The following is a 17311-nucleotide window of genomic DNA, read 5'->3' on the forward strand; positions in this document are numbered from 1 at the left end:
TTCCCCCTCACCTGTTAGAAAAAATAGGTCACCTTAAGAATTGCGAAATAATAACTCCTCACATTACAGAGTTATTTTCTATGCATAAATCATTTAATGTAGACTATAAGGTATCTCCTCATGTTTATGTGGTTACTACTACACTCTACCCAAATTTTGATTCTATAATTACAGAACTGATTGAGAATAATGTTGATTTCCATTATGTAGTTTCTCAGGAACTATTTAAAAAACTAAGGACGGAATATCAAAAAGAATTTGCAGGTTTCATTAGCAGTGAATTCTTCCATATGTATGTTTACAATAAAGAAATGAAGTTTTTATATTTTACATTTGATAGTGTCCATTCTATAATAAGTGCGTTTAATAAGAAAGGAGATTTTGACCATAAGTTCATGCTCTGCACAGGTCAGAGCGCAGTCGACTGGACAAAAGAGCTTTATGATCATATTCTTGAAGATTCAATAGTGGTGAGTGAGATTTAATTGGTATTGTTCTTCTTTTACTTGCAGAAGCTTGTAGAAAAGGACATGCTCCTTCATGGAAATAAAGAAGAAAGTTTTTATTCTAATATATATTTCCAAATTTGTTAAAACGCAAGTAATGTTTGAATAACAAGGTCCTTTTTTGTAAGATTTCAATTTTTGCCACGAATGTTCCAATGATCCTTCAAAGGAAAAGCAGTTCTTTTCTTATCATCTTTTTCGTATGCTTTTTCATAAATATTCTGTGATATTTTTCGAAGTAAGTCTCTTGCCTCTTTTCTTTCTTTTATAGTAAGTCCTGAGAGTGAATCTTCTTCCATTTCCTCGTCTATTTGAGATATTTTAGGAATAAGTTCCTCACCTTCTTCTGTGAAATAAATACGCACCGCTCGACGGTCAGTTTCATCAGTAATACGTTTGACAAAGCCTTTATTTACAAGGACATTGACAGCCCTTGCAATGCTTGCCTGATCTATCAGTAGTTGTCGGGAAAGTGTATCCTGTGTTAGTCCCTGTTCATGAGAAAGAATTAGGAGTACGTAGAACTGGCCTGCGGAAAGACCGAGTTCTTTCATTTTTTGATTTAGTCTTACAAATCCGCTGCGATAGGCTATTGCGATGAATGCTCCGACAGGTACAGTGTCCATATTTTCCTCCTAGCTACAGTGTTAGCAATAATATTGGAATCGATATTTAACGATATTGTTTGTAGTTCTTTTTTCATGGAACTGTACATTTATTTGTTTATCTGTCAATCTTATCAATAATCAATAGCTTTGTCTTTTTTTGCTTCTATCTTTTTCTGTAGTTCAACAAAACCTTGAATGATTGCTTCAGGTCTTGGAGGACATCCAGGAACATAAACATCTACTGGAAATATTTCGTCCATATTTTGGTGGGTACTGTAGGATTCGTAAAAAGGGCCACCACTTATAGCACAATCTCCAATGGCTATCACCCATTTTGGTGCAGGCATCTGATCCCATATTCTTCTCAATGCAGGAAGATACTTCTTTGTTACATATCCACTGATGAGAAGTACATCTGCATGTCTTGGAGAATTACGCGGAAGAATTCCAAAACGATCAGTGTCGAAATGAGCCATACCTACTGCGATTAACTCAACACCACAACAACCCATTGCATTTACTGTAAACCACAATGAATTTTTACGACCCCAGTTGATAATATCTTGTATTTTTGTCTTTTTTATAAAATCTGCGATGCTGTTTGAATCAGTAAGTGCTATCGAGGGAATATCATCGTATGTCACTAGCTCTGGATTATTTTCCTCTACATTATCCATTTTGAATCTCCTTTTTTAAGTTTATATTATACATTTGTCATGACAATATATGTTAAAACAATAATTGTTGCAACATGTATTTCATAAAATGTAATATTTAAGGATATTGCTTTATTTTAGAACAAGGAATCTTGAACCTGGAACTATTTTCGAATCAATGAAAATTCTTAATTTTTGTAAGAATCTAATTGTATTGAGAAGTAGGGTACATAAAAAAAGAGGAGTTCAAGTTACGAAAATCATTTTGCAATATCAACAATAGAACCCTCTGGGAATATTGTTCTGAATACAAACCCAACTAGTGGGGCTGCAACAAAAACTACCAACGGATATGCAAATATAGCACTAATAGCAAGATTATAAATCCAAGTTAAAGGTAGATTTTTTGAAAAACCAACTGCTAAAATTGAAAAAAATAAGGACATTAAAGTTGCCATTGAACCAACAAAAACTAATGCAGTTAGACTTCTCTTCTGAAACGAAGTATGATGGTTTTTGTGTAATTTGAATACTAATTTCATCCCATACTTTGCTACAATAAAATATTCAAGTGTAAATGCCACTACAAAAGTAAGAGGGAAACTTAACCAAGTCATTTTAATTATATCTGCAGTAAATCCTTGTTGAATCGTTATGTTGTATGCTGTCATTACAAATGCCATAAAACAAACAAACATAAATGTATGAATTAGATTTTCTTTTCTATTTTTAATCAAATTCTCACCTTGTGCATGTGAAATTTATTATATAAGAAAGTTTAACACAAGGAGTGTTTATATGTATCAAAAACGTTTGACATCTTCTTATAGCAGCGACGCAATAGTAACAGATTAATGATAAACTTAACGACCAGTGTTTCAATTGTAATTTAAATCATTTTTTTATTCTTATTCGATATTTGCTATATTTTCAAGCATATTCAGCTATTTTTTTAGAATGATAATGTTTTTGAATGTGAGCTATATTCCATATTTAAACACATCGGTATTCAGTTTGGATCATTGTTTTCTCCCGCACATACAATCTTCCCATAATAACCTTAAAGAACAACCTCGCCATTAACTCTGCTTATATTAAAGAGGCTTTCAAATGGAACATTGTCATTCACATGAAGAAAAACTGAAAAATCCTGTCAGACAGGCGAAGATCACAGAGAATATGGGCGTTGACGAACTGGTGCATGCAATCGATGGCTGTGCCTTTGGTGCAGGAAAACTTGCAGATGCCGTTGACATCTACACTGATATGCTTGCAAACGGGTCAACCAGTTTCTTCGGACTTGCCGGTGCCATGGTTCCGGCAGGAATGCGCCAGATAGTAACCGATCTCATATATGATGGCTACATCGATGTACTTGTAACAACCGGTGCCAACATGGTTCACGAAATAGTGGAATCCATGGGACTGCATCACTACAAAGGCTGTGCAGAATGTGACGACATCGAACTGAAACACGATGAGATAAACAGGATATACGATGTATACCTTCCGGAACCTTATTTTGTAGACTTTGAGGAAAAGCTCAAAGCCATTCTTTCTGATATTGGAACTGACACCATATCCATCAGGGAATTCATGACACACCTCGGAAACAACATCGATGACAGGGACTCGATCTTAAAAGCAGCAGCAGATATGAACGTTCCAGTATACTGTCCTGCCATTCAGGACTCAATGATAGGTCTTCAGGCATGGCTCTACAAGCAGACAAATCCACTCAATGTCGATGCCTTTTCAGATATGAAGGAGATAATAGACATCTGCTACGAGGCAAAAGACCCTGGCGCAGTACTCATCGGCGGCGGAGTCCCAAAAAACTACATCTTCCAGTCCATGCTCATAACACACCAGGAATTCGAGTACGCTATCCAGCTCACAATGGACACTCCCGAAACAGGAGGCTTAAGTGGTGCAACACTTGACGAAGCACGTTCATGGGGTAAGGTCAGCGAAACAGCACGCTCAGTAACAGTACACTCCGATGCCACCATCACACTTCCGATCATGGTTGCAGCAGCAAGAAGCAGACTTTCAAAAATGTAAGTCCGAAGCAGATAGTTGCAAACTGAATAAATCATAAGTCATAATCATATTAGATAAAGGAAGTCATCACATGGAAAGAAAGACAGGACTTATACTTGCACTTGATGTAACTGACAGGGAAGAAGCCGTTCAAATATCCGAAAAGGTTGCAGGATATGTAGATGCCATCAAAATTGGCTATCCACTTGTACTTTCAACCGGCATGGACATGATAAGCAAGCTCTCTGAATTTGCACCTATCATTGCTGACTTTAAGGTTGCCGACATCCCGAACACCAACCGCCTGATATGCGAGCAGGTTTTCAAGGCAGGTGCAGATGCTGTAATCGTTCAGGGATTCACAGGACATGACAGCCTTGAAGCTGCCGTAAAACTTGCAAATGAACAGAACAAGGACATCTACGTGGTCACTGAAATGAGCCACCCCGGTGCTCTTGATTTCATGCAGCAGGTCGGGGAAGGAATTGCAAAGATGGCAGCAGATGCAAAAGCATCAGGTGTGGTCGCTCCGGCAACACGTCCTGAAAGGGTTGCAGAGATCAGGAAAATAATCGGAAATGAACTTTCCATAATCTCACCTGGTGTAGGTGCTCAGGGAGGGTCAGCTTCCGATGTCATAAAAGCAGGAGCTGACTGGGTAATTGTTGGCAGAGCCATATACCAGGATGAAGATCCTTCAATGGCTGCAAAAAAGTTAGTTGATGAGATGAAAGAGTTCATCTGAAAGCACTATACTAATAAACAAAAAACAAAAATAATAAATCTGTGTGCCAATGATGATAAATCACATCTGACTTGTGATGAACCCTATGAGTTCTGAGGCACACATTTAATATCAAATTAGATGGACTGCGGCTTGTCCATCAATTCCATGTTGGATTTAAGTATCTGTGAGAATACTTCGTTCTTCTTCATATCACACTTTGCTGCTTCAAGGTTCCTTTTAAGTTCTGCAACTGATGTTTCAAGGCTCTGTATATAGATGGTCTGTTGCTCCAGTTTATTATTGAGTTTCTTGATATCAAGGTTCTGGCGATGGATAGTAACATGGTTACCGATCTCATTATTTGTCTTTTCGATCATCTCATCCAGTTCTTTTCTCTTCTCTTCCATTTCAGCCAGCACTTTTTCCATCTCAGTCTCGAACTTTGAATTCTCCTCACGTTTTTGGTCGAGTTTCTCGCTCTCAGCCTTGATCTCTGCTTTCTTTGTTTCAAGAGCTTTCATATCTTCCTGGAAAGCACGTTCTTTTTCTTCGTGGGTCTTCAGGTTTTCCTCATGCTTCAATTTGAGCTGTTCGCGCTCAGCCTTGAACCCCGCTTTCATTTCTTCAAAAGTCTTCTCATAGGCTTTGATTTTCTCTTCATGCTCCAGCTTGATCCTTTCCTGCTCAGCTTTGAACCCATTTTTCTTTTCATCAAAAGCCTTAATCTTCTCCTCAAAAGAAAGCTCCTTTTCCTGATGGTTTTTCAGTCTTTCCTCGTAGCTGACGACTGTCTGCTCAAGCTCCTTTGCTTTGCTTCCGATGTCAGAAATATCGGCCTGGATATGTTCTTTCATCTTTTCAATGGAAGAACGCTTCTCAGCCAGAAGTGACTTATCATCTTCTAATTGTGTTTTGATCGTCTGGATATCTGCTCTTTTCCTGTTAAGTTCTTTCAGCTCTGCATAAAATCCAGCCTTAATAACCTCAACTGCGGCAGGTGATGTAGCATCTGTCATCTCAATTGATAACTCTTCACCTTTAGCCAGTTGTTCTTCAAGAAGCTTGCATTGCTCATCAAGTTCAGATCTCTTACTTCTGTATTGTTCCATTTCGGTCTCATAAGCAGACCTGAGAGACTCAAGTTCTTCTTTTTTGTCTTCATACTCGGCCAGTTCCTTTTCATGCTTCTCCTTTGAGATTTCAAGCTTTTCAACACGACTTTCAAAATCTGCACGTTTCTTTTCGAACTCGGCTATTTCCTTATCAAGCTCTTCTTTTTGATGTTCAGGTATGGCTTTTTCAGTCTTTTCAATAGCTGATTTCAGGATGGCACATTTTTGATTGAGCTTTTTTTCCTCTTCGGCAAAATTAGTTTTCAGTTCATCAAGCTCTTTCTGCTTTTTCTCAAATTCATTAATGTCAGCTTCATAGCGTTCACGGATCTGAAGAAGCTGTGCCTCTTTCTGGATAAAATCATCTATGTCAAAGTTGAATCCATCCGGTATATTGAATGTACTTGTCCTCTGTTCAGGAACAGGGTCTGGCATTTTCCCGGCTGAAGGTACATAGTTCTGAGGATTTGAAGAAGTGTCTTCATTTACTTCTTTTTCTGCTTCTTCTTCTTTAATAACGGGCTTACGGTAAATATTAGGGGTGAATACCGATGAAGATGATGATTTTTCCTCTTTCCTGCCCCTGCCTGATAAGTTCAATGGATTCATTATATCATTTCCTCAGTATCTTTTTCAGTAGTTAGCTGATTCCAGAAGTCAGCTGGCATATTCTTTGCGATCTCCAGTGCACCTTCTGAGATCCCGTACTCAGGATCAATGTCAGAAAATACTTTTCCGCCACCCAGTACTTTTAATTCGTTCTCGATAAAGCTGTCAATGCCATCGAGATTGCTGGTTCCCCCCAATATATGAATGTTATTTCTTAGTTTTTCACGAAGTTCCGGCTCATGATCTGACAGGATCCTGGTAATTCCTGATACAATGTCAGTTACAACAAATTCGCATGCAAGCTGCAATTCTTCAATAATGGATTCCTGAACATGTCCATTTTCAAGAGGTACATCAACAACGCATGTATCCGAACCCGGATCAAGTGCACCGTATTTCTCTTTCCATTCCCTTGCAAGTTCTTCACTTATTGTTGAATCCGGCCATCTGTCATTGACAAGTTTGACTATCTCCGAATCAATGTCTTTTCCTGCACAGGAAAGTCTCAGGCAATCATTTTCCCTGGGAACCTCACTGTCGATTATGCATATATCGGTTTTACTGTAGCCAATATCCACTATTATCGATCTGTCAGGAAGATTGTTTTTGTAAGCTGCACAAAAAAGTTCATCAACCAGCATAGCTCCTGTAAATACTTCATTGGCCAGCTCCAGAAGTTTCTTTTTATATGCCTTGTCAGCATTTGCAGGAACACCTATTATTGCATAGGTATTCTTTTCCACGACTTCGTTCTTTTCAAGTACATGCTTCAGGAATCGTCTGCAAGCATCTGTATTCTCTTCACTTTTGAGTTCCCCGTTAAAGAGTTCCACTTTTTTCCCGTCTTCCAGTTCAAGTGCATCTTTTCCGGCCAGTACTTTCTCAAGGTCGTTACCATTTTCACTGGAAAAAGCAACCAAACTCCGTTCTGAGAACTTTTTTCCTTCACTGCTGCAAACAGATGTTTTGTACATCCCTGCATCTATACCGATGTAGAGACATTTATCACTGGTTATCTCCCCTTCCATGTAATCAACTGTTATCGTTATTAAGACCCACATGGAATTATAACAAATATACATGGGATCCATTTTTCTTAATAATAGAAGGTTCTATTAAATCAGTATTTATATATTATGAACATGAGATCTGCATCTATGGCGACAGATATCACTAAATAAATTCATAACTAATTGAAAAAAGGTATCAATATGATGTATTACTACGCAATCATGTCATGTTCAAGAAATACAATATTTATGGATGTCAATTAATATAATTATCCATATGTTTTTTGTACAGGACGTGAACTATTCCTTCTGCCAGCCCAAGTTTTGGTACATGCATGTATCCGATATCGCTCCATTTCATGACCGAGTGATATATTCTTGATGCAGGGACTATAACATCAGCTCTGTCAGGACGCAGACCAAGTTTTGTGATCCTCTGCTCCAGTGTGAATCCTTTAAGATATTTTTTCAGTTCTTTGATGTCTTTTCTCATTAGAAGTGTCCCATCCTTTCGGCCCGACATCCTGTAAAGCTTATTGATGTTGCCGCCACTTCCGATGGCATAATCAGGCTTATGTTCATTGGTGACCTTTTTGACCCATTTCTTCATCTCATTCCAGTCATCCTTTGTCACAATACCTTCAAGCATCCTGATTGTACCGATATTGAAAGACCTGTATGCAAACACCTTCTTACCTTTAAAGAGGATAATCTCAGTACTACCGCCTCCAACATCAATATGAAGATAAGTTGAATTACCGTTTCCGATTATCTTTTCTATTCTGTTGGAATAGATTATCTTAGCTTCTTTTCTTCCGCTTATTACATTAAGGTCGATGCCGCTTTTTTCTTTTATCTTAGCAACTATCTCATCACTGTTATCAGCTTCACGCATGGCTGAAGTTGCACATGCCATATAATCAAGGGGTTCATAGGCGTCCATCAGGTATTTGAATCCCATCATTGTCTTCAAAAGCCTGGAAACTTTTTCCGGCGGGATGTTATTGTGGATAAATGCATCCTCACCCAGCCTTATGGGCATGCGTATAAAAGAGACTTTTTCGTAAACAGGTTCGATACCTTCCGAATCAACCTTTGACAGAAGAAGCCTGACAGCATTTGAACCAATGTCTATGGCAGCGAATTTCATCCAGTGTCCTCGTTTTAAAGTTGTTTTTCAAGAAAAGTGTATATATCTTCCTGGGCACGACAGGGCTTGTGTTCGTTCTGAACATACTTGTTATCCTGTTTTTCATCTATTATTCTGGCTTTAGTGTTATCAGCGAACTGAATATCCATGTGTTGTCTCAGTTCTTTCTGCAAAGCAGGATCATATATTGGTGTAGCTACTTCCACACGCCTGTCAAGGTTTCGTACCATCCAGTCGGCAGATGAGATGAAGTATTTCTCATCCCCGTTGTTGCAGAAAATGAATATTCTGGAATGCTCAAGGTATTTATCAACTATACTGGTAACTTCTATATTTTCACTGAGGTCTTTGACACCTGGAACAAGTGAACATATTCCTCTGACAACAAGTTTGACCTTTACACCTGCTTTACCGGCCTCATACAATTTGTTGATCATTTCGCTGTCTACAAGACTATTCATCTTGGCATGGATGTATGCAGGTTTACCTTCCTCTACATTCTTTATTTCGGTGTCAATGAGTTTTGTGAACTTATTACGCATTTGCAAAGGAGAAACCACAAGGTGCTCATAATCGTAGACCTTATAATTGTGATTAAAGAAATTAAAAATCCTGTCAACTTCATATGTAATGTCAGGATTTGTTGTCATCAACATGTGGTCACAATAGAGTTTTGCAGTTGACTCATTGAAATTGCCTGTGCCGATACAAGAATAATGTACCATCTTATTTTCTTCTTTCCTGGTGATATGGCACAGTTTAGAATGTACCTTCAGACCCGGCACTCCATCAATGATCCTGGCACCTGCCTGTTCAAGTTTCTGTGTCCAGTAAATGTTTGACTCTTCATCGAACCGTGCCTGAAGTTCGATAACAACAGTAACATCTTTTCCATTCTTTATCGCATTTATAAGTGCGTTAATGACATTTGAGTTACGTGCAACCCTGTACAGAGTAACTTTGATGCTTGCAACATTAGGGTCAATTGCCGCTTCCCTTAAAAGATCAATGAAGTAGTCAAAGGACTGGTAGGGGTAATGAAGCAGAATATCTTTTTCCCTGATGGCAGCAAGCATACTCTTGTAACGTCTCAGGTCTTTGTGTGGTAAAGGAGGTTTCTTTTCATAATAAGATGATTCCGGCCCGATCTTGGGGAAATTCATAAAGTCCTTTGCATTGTGATATTTTCCACCGGGCACCAGATTTTCAAAATTCTGTATATCAAGTCTTTTGAGAGTAAAATCAAGCAGATAATACGGCATTTCCCTGTCATACACAAAGCGTACAGGCTGACCTTTTTTCCTTTCTTCAAGGCTTTCGGAAACCTTTTCAAAGAAACTCTTGGTCACATCATCGTCAATATCAAGTTCCGCATCTCTTGTGAGTTTGATGGTGTATGCACCTATGGAATCATAATCAAAGGTAGAGAAGATATCATCCAGGCCAAAACGGATAACATCGTCAAGCATTATCAAACACTTACGTCCTTCTGAATCCGGGAGATTAATAATACGTGGAAGAACATCAGCAGGGACTTCTATCACTGCGAATTTTGAGCTTTGAGGGTCCCACTTTTTCCTTACATCAATCATCAGATAAATTACCTGATTCTTAAGGTATGGAAAATCGGGAATGTCCTTCAACATTACAGGTATGAGACGTGGGCGAACTTTTTCCTGGAAATATACTCTCAGAAAATCTTTCTGTTCATCATTAAGCTGGGTTTCATCCAGAATGACAATGTTGTGGGCTTCAAGTTCTTTTGTAAGCTCAACAAAAACCTTATCGAAATCATCCCTGAGATCAAGCACGATGCTATGTACCTGTTTCATCACTTTTTTCGGTGAAACCCCAACCATGGCTTTGGACTTAACTCCTGCATCTATCATCCTTTGCAGGGTGCCAACTCTCACACTGAAGAATTCATCCAGATTGGATGAAAATATCCCGAGGAATTTCAAACGTTCAAGTAAAGGGACAGTGGGATCCTTTGCTTCCTGAAGGACTCTTTCATTAAAAGAAAGCCAGCTGATTTCCCTGTTTATATAATCACTTACTTCATTGGACATAAAATTCATATTTCTCAATCTTAAAAACGCCAGAATACTGTCGTGTTTTGATAAAACAACAGTAATTCTATTATATAACACTTCATACAGATTCATATATAGTAATATATAGCACAATATAGTCTTACGTAGTCGATACAATTTTCCAGGCCATATTATCAGCAATTCTTCAGGAATTGTATAATCCTGCTATTGCCTGTGAGAACCTGACACTGAAATCAGGGTCAATAACATTTGACCATGCATCAGGGAATGATTCCAGCAGCGATGCAAGTTCTTTCTTTCTGTACTCGATATAGGCATCAACTCCCGGATAATCCCTGATGCTGGCAGAGTTCTTCTTTCCGTGTGTCTCTCCCCATACACCATATCTCTCGAAATTCTCAAGCATTTCAAGTGCAACCACAGTGTCATGCATATCTCCGAGATTATCCTGGAGAGCTTTCAGGTCCTTTATAAGGCTCTTTGTTTCTGAACCAAGAACTTCTTTGAAGAACTCAATGGTATAACGCAGTATCTTCACATCTATCCTTAATTGATGATATTTTTCAAGGTAAGGGTCAATGGATATATCGTTAGTGAGTACATCACCATATGCCCTTACAGTTGCAAGCTGGGAGTAGAGAAGCACAGGCAATACATCCACAACTCTGGCAGGAACAGGCTCGCCGTTTTTCTTTGATGATTTCATCTTCCATGATTTCTTATGCAGCAAATAGTCTGCAAATTTCTTCTTGAACTTATTATAACGTGGATCATCAAGGTACACAAGCATCGTACCACGATGTTTTGCCCTTTCTATAAGAATGGAATCTGTAAGTGGATCCATTTCAGGAACACTTTCCGGTGCTTGTGCCTCAAGATAATGATCTATCTTCTCAAGGAACACATCCAGGTCACGCACGGTTCCTAGCGTCTTCCTTATGGATTTTATATCTTTGTAATGGGAAGACATTTCCTTCATGTTAAGATAGTCTTCCAGAACTTCGATGATTGAACGCATACGCATAGCAGCAACACGCATGTCATGGAGCTCTTCAATATCTTTTCCAACTTTTGTGCCCCTTTCATGCTCTATCATCTGACCAAAATGATACATGAGTATCTTACGTGCAGCCCCACGCATTGTATCATCAGCCTTTATGTCCGTCTTTTTGATTGACCGGAACTCTGAGTAAGGAGTTATCAATGCTTTTTCTTCAGTTTTATCCTGATATTCAGCTTCTTTCTGTTCCGGTTCCTCTGTCTTTTTTTCATCTAAGTCATTTTCAGGAGACTCGGTAATTTCCGGCTCAGGAACATCGACGATTTCCGGGAATTGTGTAGTTTCAAGAGCAATGGGCTCTTCATGAGTTTCATCTGTATTGCAAACTTTAGTATTTTCAATGCTGAAAGATTCAGTTACATTTTCAGCATCTTCTTCCGTTTCTCTTTTTTCTTCATAGGATTCCATGATCAGGGTCTCCGGTAATTTTTCTTCGGAAACTGTATTATTTACAATATAATTGTTCTCACCATCACTGGTACCTGTGCCTGTAATAATGGCAGGTTCATAGGAACCTGATGTGATATTTGTCATCATTATGCCTGCAAAAGTTGTCAGAACAGAGCATTCTTGTTGCTTTGTTTCATTTTGCAATGTGTCAGAATCAATATCCCTGTCTTCACAGAGCTCATTTTCTCCCTGTGCCTGAAGGAAGTAGTTTACAAAAATGTTGATCAATAGCAGGAATATTCCAAGAGAATATGAAATAATTGCATAACTTACTATGGGATATATCCAGTTATCGGGAAAAGAGAACATGAACACAAGAAGTCCTGAAACAGACAACAGCAAACCTGCAAGGAAAGAATAGCTGCGTGAAAGTCTCTGGCTTATTCCTGCAATATTAATGCCAGCAAGAATGAACACTATGCCGGAAGCAAGGAGCATACAAACCGTCAGAATAACTTCAGGGCCGGAACCGCGGTTCAGTCTGCTGACTATGGCAAAAAGCAGACCTGTCATGCAAAATACCAGGCCTGTGAGAAAACCAAGTGATGCTACTAAGGAATATTTTCTGATAAATACACTAGATGACATTATTCTCCCTTTGACAACTTTTGCCCTGTTCAATAATTGCTTCAATTACACTTATCTATATTTACGATTGTTATTCTCTCTGGAAATTAAAGCTTAATGTGTTTCAGTTCCTTCATAGTTCCCCAAAGGATCTTTTGCTGGCGCTTTAGCTGTCTCATCTGACTCTTGATGACACGTTTCTTAGCTTTCTTACTCTTATATTCCGAGAGTGATTTCTTTGCATCCTTAATATTTGAAGCAATACCGGATTTTACAATTTCTTTGTCTTTGAGGATTGCTTTTACAGGACAGATCTTAATGCATTTTCCGCAGTTGATACATTTATCTTCCTTGATAAGGGCTTTACCTTTTACCATATCAATTGCATCAACCGGGCATTTCTTAACACATTTCTTGCATGACACACATTTTTTTTTATTAACCCACGGCATGATAATCAATCCTCATTACTAATCGGTCAAGCAGATATAAAAATATATAGCAATATATGTATTAGATAACACCAATGTTACTATTTGTACAGATGGTATAATTTACCATTTGCTGAACAGATATTCATCAGGATTATTTCCTCGGAAAGGATGAAGATATATGGATATTCAACTGGGTATTGACCCTTTGTACACTTCAATTCTGGAAAAAATAGTACTTTCAATGATGATAGGTATACTGATAGGTCTTGAAAGAGAACACTGGCGTTCGGATAAGAAGATATTCGCAGGTGTGAGAACTTTTTCCATTACCTGTATTGCAGGTACCCTTGCAACCTTTCTTGCAGACTACATTGGTATGTGGATACTAATATTAAGTACATTGCTTGTTCTTTTTGCTTCTGCATCCCTGATATATCTGGTAAATATCATTAAGGAAAAATCCGGACTAACCACTTCAATCGCATTGTTTTGTACTTATCTTCTGGGAATCATCGTGGCTGAAGGTCTGTACCTGATAGCAATAGTTACCGGACTGCTAATGACCTTCCTGCTCATTGAGAAAAAACCTCTTCACTCTTTTGCAGAAAATCTCTCTGAAGATGATATAAGCAGTGCACTCAAATTCCTTGCAGTTGCTTTTGTGTTATATCCAATAGTGCCTGAAGAACCCATTTACGGAATAATCAGGCTTAAACAAGCTATACTTATTGTGGTACTTGTTTCTTTCATAACTTTTGTGAGTTATGTATCACTGAAAAAAATGGGTCCAAAAGGTGGCATTCCATATTCCGGTTTCTTTGGAGGATTCATAAGCAGTGAAGCCACAGTTGCAGCCCTTGCAGGTCTCTCTAAAAAGGGACCATTGTTAAAAGATTCCGTTCACATAGGTTCCATACTTGCAGTGGTGTCCATGATAATAAGCAACAGTATTATTGCATTCATAGCAGACCCTACAATGCAGACCGTAACTCTGATGGCTCCTGCGTTCCTTGTAATGGGAGCAGTGGCACTGGTAGTTGTTGCTTTTAAATGGAAAAAGACCATCACTCCGAAAGAGAACATAGAAATAGGATCTCCCTTTGCCCTTGGTCCTGCTTTTAAGTTCGGTGCAGTATTTACGATCCTGCTTATTGTTGCAAATTTTGCTAACGAATATGGAGGAGCTGAGGGTGCATATATCACTGCACTTGGTGGTATCGTCAGCAGTTCTGCTGTAACTGCTTCAGTTGCAGCCCTTGCTTTTTCAGGTAACCTTTCTGCACATACTGCTGCAGAAACAGCTATACTTGCGGGTCTTGTCAGCACTCTCAGCAAACCGTTTTATATAAAAATAAGTGGCTCTCCTGAATTTTTCAAAACATCCCTTCTCTCATTTCTGGCAATAGTATTTTCAGGTTCAATAACCTTGCTTATCTGGAACTTCTACATTAATTGATTATTAAATATTTGTATCAATATAACTATATATACAAAGATTAACTATATTTAACGGGATATCATGCTTGAAAATGTAGACCTTTCCAAGAGTCTTCCCAAAGATGAGTACAAGAAAATAATGGATGACCTGAAGATACGAATGGGAGAACTGCAGCGAAAAGCCTGGAAAATGAACATTCCTATTATTATTGTTTTTGAGGGCTGGCATGCTTCAGGTATGTCAGAGATCATAAATCGTTTTCTTTTGACATTAAGTCCTATGGGCTTTAATCTTTATACAACCGGAAGACCCTGTTATCAGGAAGAACAGAAACCTCTTTTATGGCGTTTCTGGACAAAGATCCCTCAGAATGGCAGAATTGCCATCTTCGACAGAAGCTGGTATCGCAGGATAATTATTGAAAATAACAAGAAAGGTAAAACTGATAAGGATATGCAAAGGTGCCTTTCAAATCTGACCTATTTTGAAAGACAACTAACAGACGGTGGCTATCTGATGATCAAACTGTTTCTTCATATAAGTAAGGAGGAACAGGATAATAGATATCTTGAAATGAAAAAAACGGGAATACCCCAGTTCATCATTGAAGAGGAAGAAAGGGATTATCTGAAAGGTTATGACAAATATTTGCCTCTTATTGAGGGAATACTTGAAAAAACAGATCGTTCTTCTGCTCCATGGACTATCATAGAATCCGATGATAAGAATTTCGCAACGGTTAAAATTCTTGCAAAGGTGATGGAGTCTATTGAATACAAGATACAGGATATCGAAAATAAAACATTGATGGAAAAAAATCAGGAAAAAGATGATTGTATAATTCCTAATATAGATTCTTCAATACTTGAAAAAGTCAACCCTGATAAGAGTCTCACACATGACACATACAAAAAAGAGAAAAAAAAGTATCAGAAAAAACTGAAACGACTCCAGTATGATCTTTTCAGAAACAGGATACCAGTTATTATTGTTTTTGAAGGATGGGATGCCTCCGGGAAAGGTGGCGGTATCAGAAGACTTGTTAAAGATCTGAATCCAAGGCTATATCAGGTAACTTCTGTGGGTGTGCCCAATCAGAATGAACTTGAACACCATTATCTCTGGCGATTCTACAATCAGATCCCTGAAGCAGGCCATATTGGAATATTTGACAGGAGCTGGTATGGAAGAGTGCTGGTAGAAAGAGTGGAGAATCTCTGTAATGTTGAAGAGTGGAAACGCGCATACAGGGAGATCAATGAATTCGAAGAGACTCTTTCCAACTATGGTACTATAATCATTAAGTTCTGGCTGCATATTGATAAGGATGAGCAGCTGAAAAGATTCAAGCAGCGTGAAAAGACCGAACACAAGCAATGGAAGATAACTCCTGACGACTGGAGGAACCGTGAAAAATGGAACCTCTATCTTGACGCTGCCGATGAAATGCTGACGAAAACAAGTACTTCATGGGCTCCCTGGACAATTGTTGAATCCAATGACAAGTACTATTCCAGGATCAAAATAATGAACACTGTCGTCGACAGTATCGAAAAAGAACTGAGAGAACGCGGGCTTCAGTAATCTTCCCTGAAGTAGATATCCCGTTCAAACAGCAAGCGCCAGAGATCGGCTTTGGTGTCTGCTCTATCTGCATCGATACTGGCTCCAGGGCCTTTAATTTTAATTATGATATCTTCTTTTGCAAGATCAACTTCGGAGATTTCGCTATCCATTCTGCTATAGTCCAGTGCATCGGCAAGTCTCAGCAATGCTGAGAGCTTGAGAATATCTTCCTGCATCTGGCTCGGCAGCTCAAAGAATTTCTTTTTCAGGGATAATTTGTGGAGTTTCTTCCTGTCTATTCTTTTTTTGTGCAGAAAAGTCATCCATGGCAGAAAGGTGCAAAGAGGATATGGAAGTTCATCGGGGCATGTCTCCAAGAGTATATCACGGCCCACTTTATGATGGTTTTTTGCATCTGTCATAACGCCTATATCGTGAACAACCGCAGCTACTCTAAGTGTTTGACGAAGCTCATCCGGCAGAAGATGTATACTTTTCAGTTCATCAAAAAGGTGGAAGGAATTTTCAGCAACATTTCGTGAATGTTCAACCTCTATCCCATATTCATCTATCATGTCACTGAGAGGAACAAATGAAATATCATCATATCCTGTTTTTATGCCGTAGTTTAATATGCTGGCGTCCTTTTGCATATTTTCTCTGAAGAGTTCCAGACCGTTATCGAACTTTGAACTAGTTCCAGGAACCAGTCCTTCCATGTCTTTCAGATTTGAGACTATCTGGTGCAGTTCTGATTCAGTTCCATCTCCCGCAAGTTCAACTTCCAGTTCAAGATAGCTTTTTTTGTTGTCTTCACATACAATGACTACATCATCAAAACTCATCTCTGCAATATTTCTCTGGTTGCTATCTATCTGAACATCCGCTCTTTTATGCATTACAGTAAAAAGAGGGAATAGTTCACCTTCGCCTATAATTGAAAGCACTCTGTGCCTGAGAACACAATTATTCCACTTTTTTACAGGCAGTTTCTCGTCAAGTGTGAACTCAACTTCTTCTCTCATGTGTACAAGAGAATCAGAACTTGAGAGTGATTTTAGTGTATATGTCACCTTGTCAGCTTTCTCACGGCAGCGGAATGAAAAACCTGAAGCATAAATTGCCATATCAAGTGTATCAAGATAGGTGTCTGTGAAAACTTTGTCTTTTCTGTCTCCTACACTGAATCCGTTAATAGCGGCTACACCTTTAAGTTTTTCAAAGATGTCAGGTTCTGATATGAGGAATTTAGCTTCAATCTCCATAATGGAAGATATGTTTTAAGAGTAAAAAGTCTTTCACCACTGAAAGTAGAACAAAG

The 17311-nt window shown here is 38.6% G+C and carries 15 protein-coding genes; 5 read left to right on the top strand and 10 right to left on the bottom strand.

What is annotated here, in order from left to right; translation table 11 throughout:
* On the top strand, window positions 1-485 hold a 485-nt coding region (locus tag J2746_RS10240; protein WP_209620195.1), incomplete at its 5' end, for a helix-turn-helix transcriptional regulator.
* A 152-nt stretch (window positions 486-637) separates the two neighbouring features.
* Here J2746_RS10240 and J2746_RS10245 read toward each other — a convergent pair.
* The 3 genes from J2746_RS10245 to J2746_RS10255 form a co-directional block, all read right to left on the bottom strand.
* Entirely contained in the window at window positions 638-1132 is a 495-nt protein-coding gene (locus J2746_RS10245) for a MarR family winged helix-turn-helix transcriptional regulator (protein WP_209620198.1), read from the bottom strand.
* Window positions 1133-1245: 113 nt separating this feature from the next.
* Window positions 1246-1791: a F(420)H(2) dehydrogenase subunit B gene (gene fpoB / locus J2746_RS10250; protein ID WP_209620201.1), complete on the bottom strand. Its 546-nt coding sequence runs from the start codon at window positions 1789-1791 to the stop codon at window positions 1246-1248.
* A gap of 239 nt (window positions 1792-2030) precedes the next feature.
* Window positions 2031-2507 carry a DUF2798 domain-containing protein gene (locus tag J2746_RS10255; RefSeq protein WP_209620204.1) on the bottom strand — a complete coding sequence of 159 codons (477 nt, stop codon included), beginning with the start codon at window positions 2505-2507 and terminating at the stop codon, window positions 2031-2033.
* A gap of 373 nt (window positions 2508-2880) precedes the next feature.
* Between J2746_RS10255 and J2746_RS10260 the strand changes: the two genes are divergently transcribed.
* Both J2746_RS10260 and pyrF read left to right on the top strand, forming a co-directional pair.
* Window positions 2881-3834: a deoxyhypusine synthase gene (locus J2746_RS10260; RefSeq protein WP_209620207.1), complete on the top strand. Its 954-nt coding sequence runs from the start codon at window positions 2881-2883 to the stop codon at window positions 3832-3834.
* 70 nt (window positions 3835-3904) lie between these two features.
* On the top strand, window positions 3905-4558 hold the full coding sequence (pyrF, locus tag J2746_RS10265; RefSeq protein ID WP_209620210.1) for an orotidine-5'-phosphate decarboxylase: 654 nt from the start codon (window positions 3905-3907) through the stop codon (window positions 4556-4558).
* Between the two features lie 116 nt (window positions 4559-4674).
* Here the strand turns inward: pyrF and J2746_RS10270 are convergent, their stop codons facing one another.
* The 6 genes from J2746_RS10270 to J2746_RS10295 form a co-directional block, all read right to left on the bottom strand.
* Window positions 4675-6261, bottom strand: coding sequence for a coiled-coil domain-containing protein (locus J2746_RS10270; protein WP_209620213.1), 1587 nt, complete (start codon window positions 6259-6261; stop codon window positions 4675-4677).
* Window positions 6261-7322: a rod shape-determining protein gene (locus J2746_RS10275; protein ID WP_209620216.1), complete on the bottom strand. Its 1062-nt coding sequence runs from the start codon at window positions 7320-7322 to the stop codon at window positions 6261-6263. The genes J2746_RS10270 and J2746_RS10275 overlap by 1 nt, the downstream gene beginning before the upstream one ends.
* 205 nt (window positions 7323-7527) lie before the next feature.
* Window positions 7528-8421, bottom strand: a complete 894-nt coding sequence (locus J2746_RS10280; RefSeq protein ID WP_209620219.1) for a Ppx/GppA phosphatase family protein — start codon at window positions 8419-8421, stop codon at window positions 7528-7530.
* Window positions 8422-8435: 14 nt separating this feature from the next.
* Window positions 8436-10490 (bottom strand): polyphosphate kinase 1, encoded by a 2055-nt coding sequence (gene ppk1 / locus J2746_RS10285; protein WP_209620222.1) that lies wholly within the window; start codon window positions 10488-10490, stop codon window positions 8436-8438.
* Between the two features lie 169 nt (window positions 10491-10659).
* The gene (locus J2746_RS10290; RefSeq protein ID WP_209620225.1) at window positions 10660-12573 is read right to left on the bottom strand and encodes a CHAD domain-containing protein; all 1914 of its coding nucleotides are present in this window, start codon (window positions 12571-12573) and stop codon (window positions 10660-10662) included.
* An 86-nt stretch (window positions 12574-12659) separates the two neighbouring features.
* On the bottom strand, window positions 12660-13004 hold the full coding sequence (locus J2746_RS10295; protein ID WP_209620228.1) for a 4Fe-4S binding protein: 345 nt from the start codon (window positions 13002-13004) through the stop codon (window positions 12660-12662).
* A gap of 160 nt (window positions 13005-13164) precedes the next feature.
* Between J2746_RS10295 and J2746_RS10300 the strand changes: the two genes are divergently transcribed.
* Together J2746_RS10300 and pap are read left to right on the top strand one after the other, a co-directional pair.
* A complete protein-coding gene (locus tag J2746_RS10300; RefSeq protein WP_245250099.1) occupies window positions 13165-14442 on the top strand; it encodes an MgtC/SapB family protein in 1278 nt (425 codons plus the stop codon).
* A gap of 63 nt (window positions 14443-14505) precedes the next feature.
* Window positions 14506-16008, top strand: a complete 1503-nt coding sequence (gene pap, locus J2746_RS10305) for a polyphosphate:AMP phosphotransferase (protein ID WP_209620231.1) — start codon at window positions 14506-14508, stop codon at window positions 16006-16008.
* On the opposite strand, the gene J2746_RS10310 is transcribed toward pap, so the two are convergent.
* Window positions 16002-17255, bottom strand: coding sequence for a CYTH domain-containing protein (locus J2746_RS10310; protein WP_209620234.1), 1254 nt, complete (start codon window positions 17253-17255; stop codon window positions 16002-16004). The two genes, pap and J2746_RS10310, sit on opposite strands and share 7 nt — an antisense overlap.
* Window positions 17256-17311 lie beyond the last annotated feature (56 nt).

The organism is Methanolobus bombayensis (assembly GCF_017873415.1).
Classification (GTDB): Archaea; Halobacteriota; Methanosarcinia; order Methanosarcinales; family Methanosarcinaceae; genus Methanolobus; species Methanolobus bombayensis.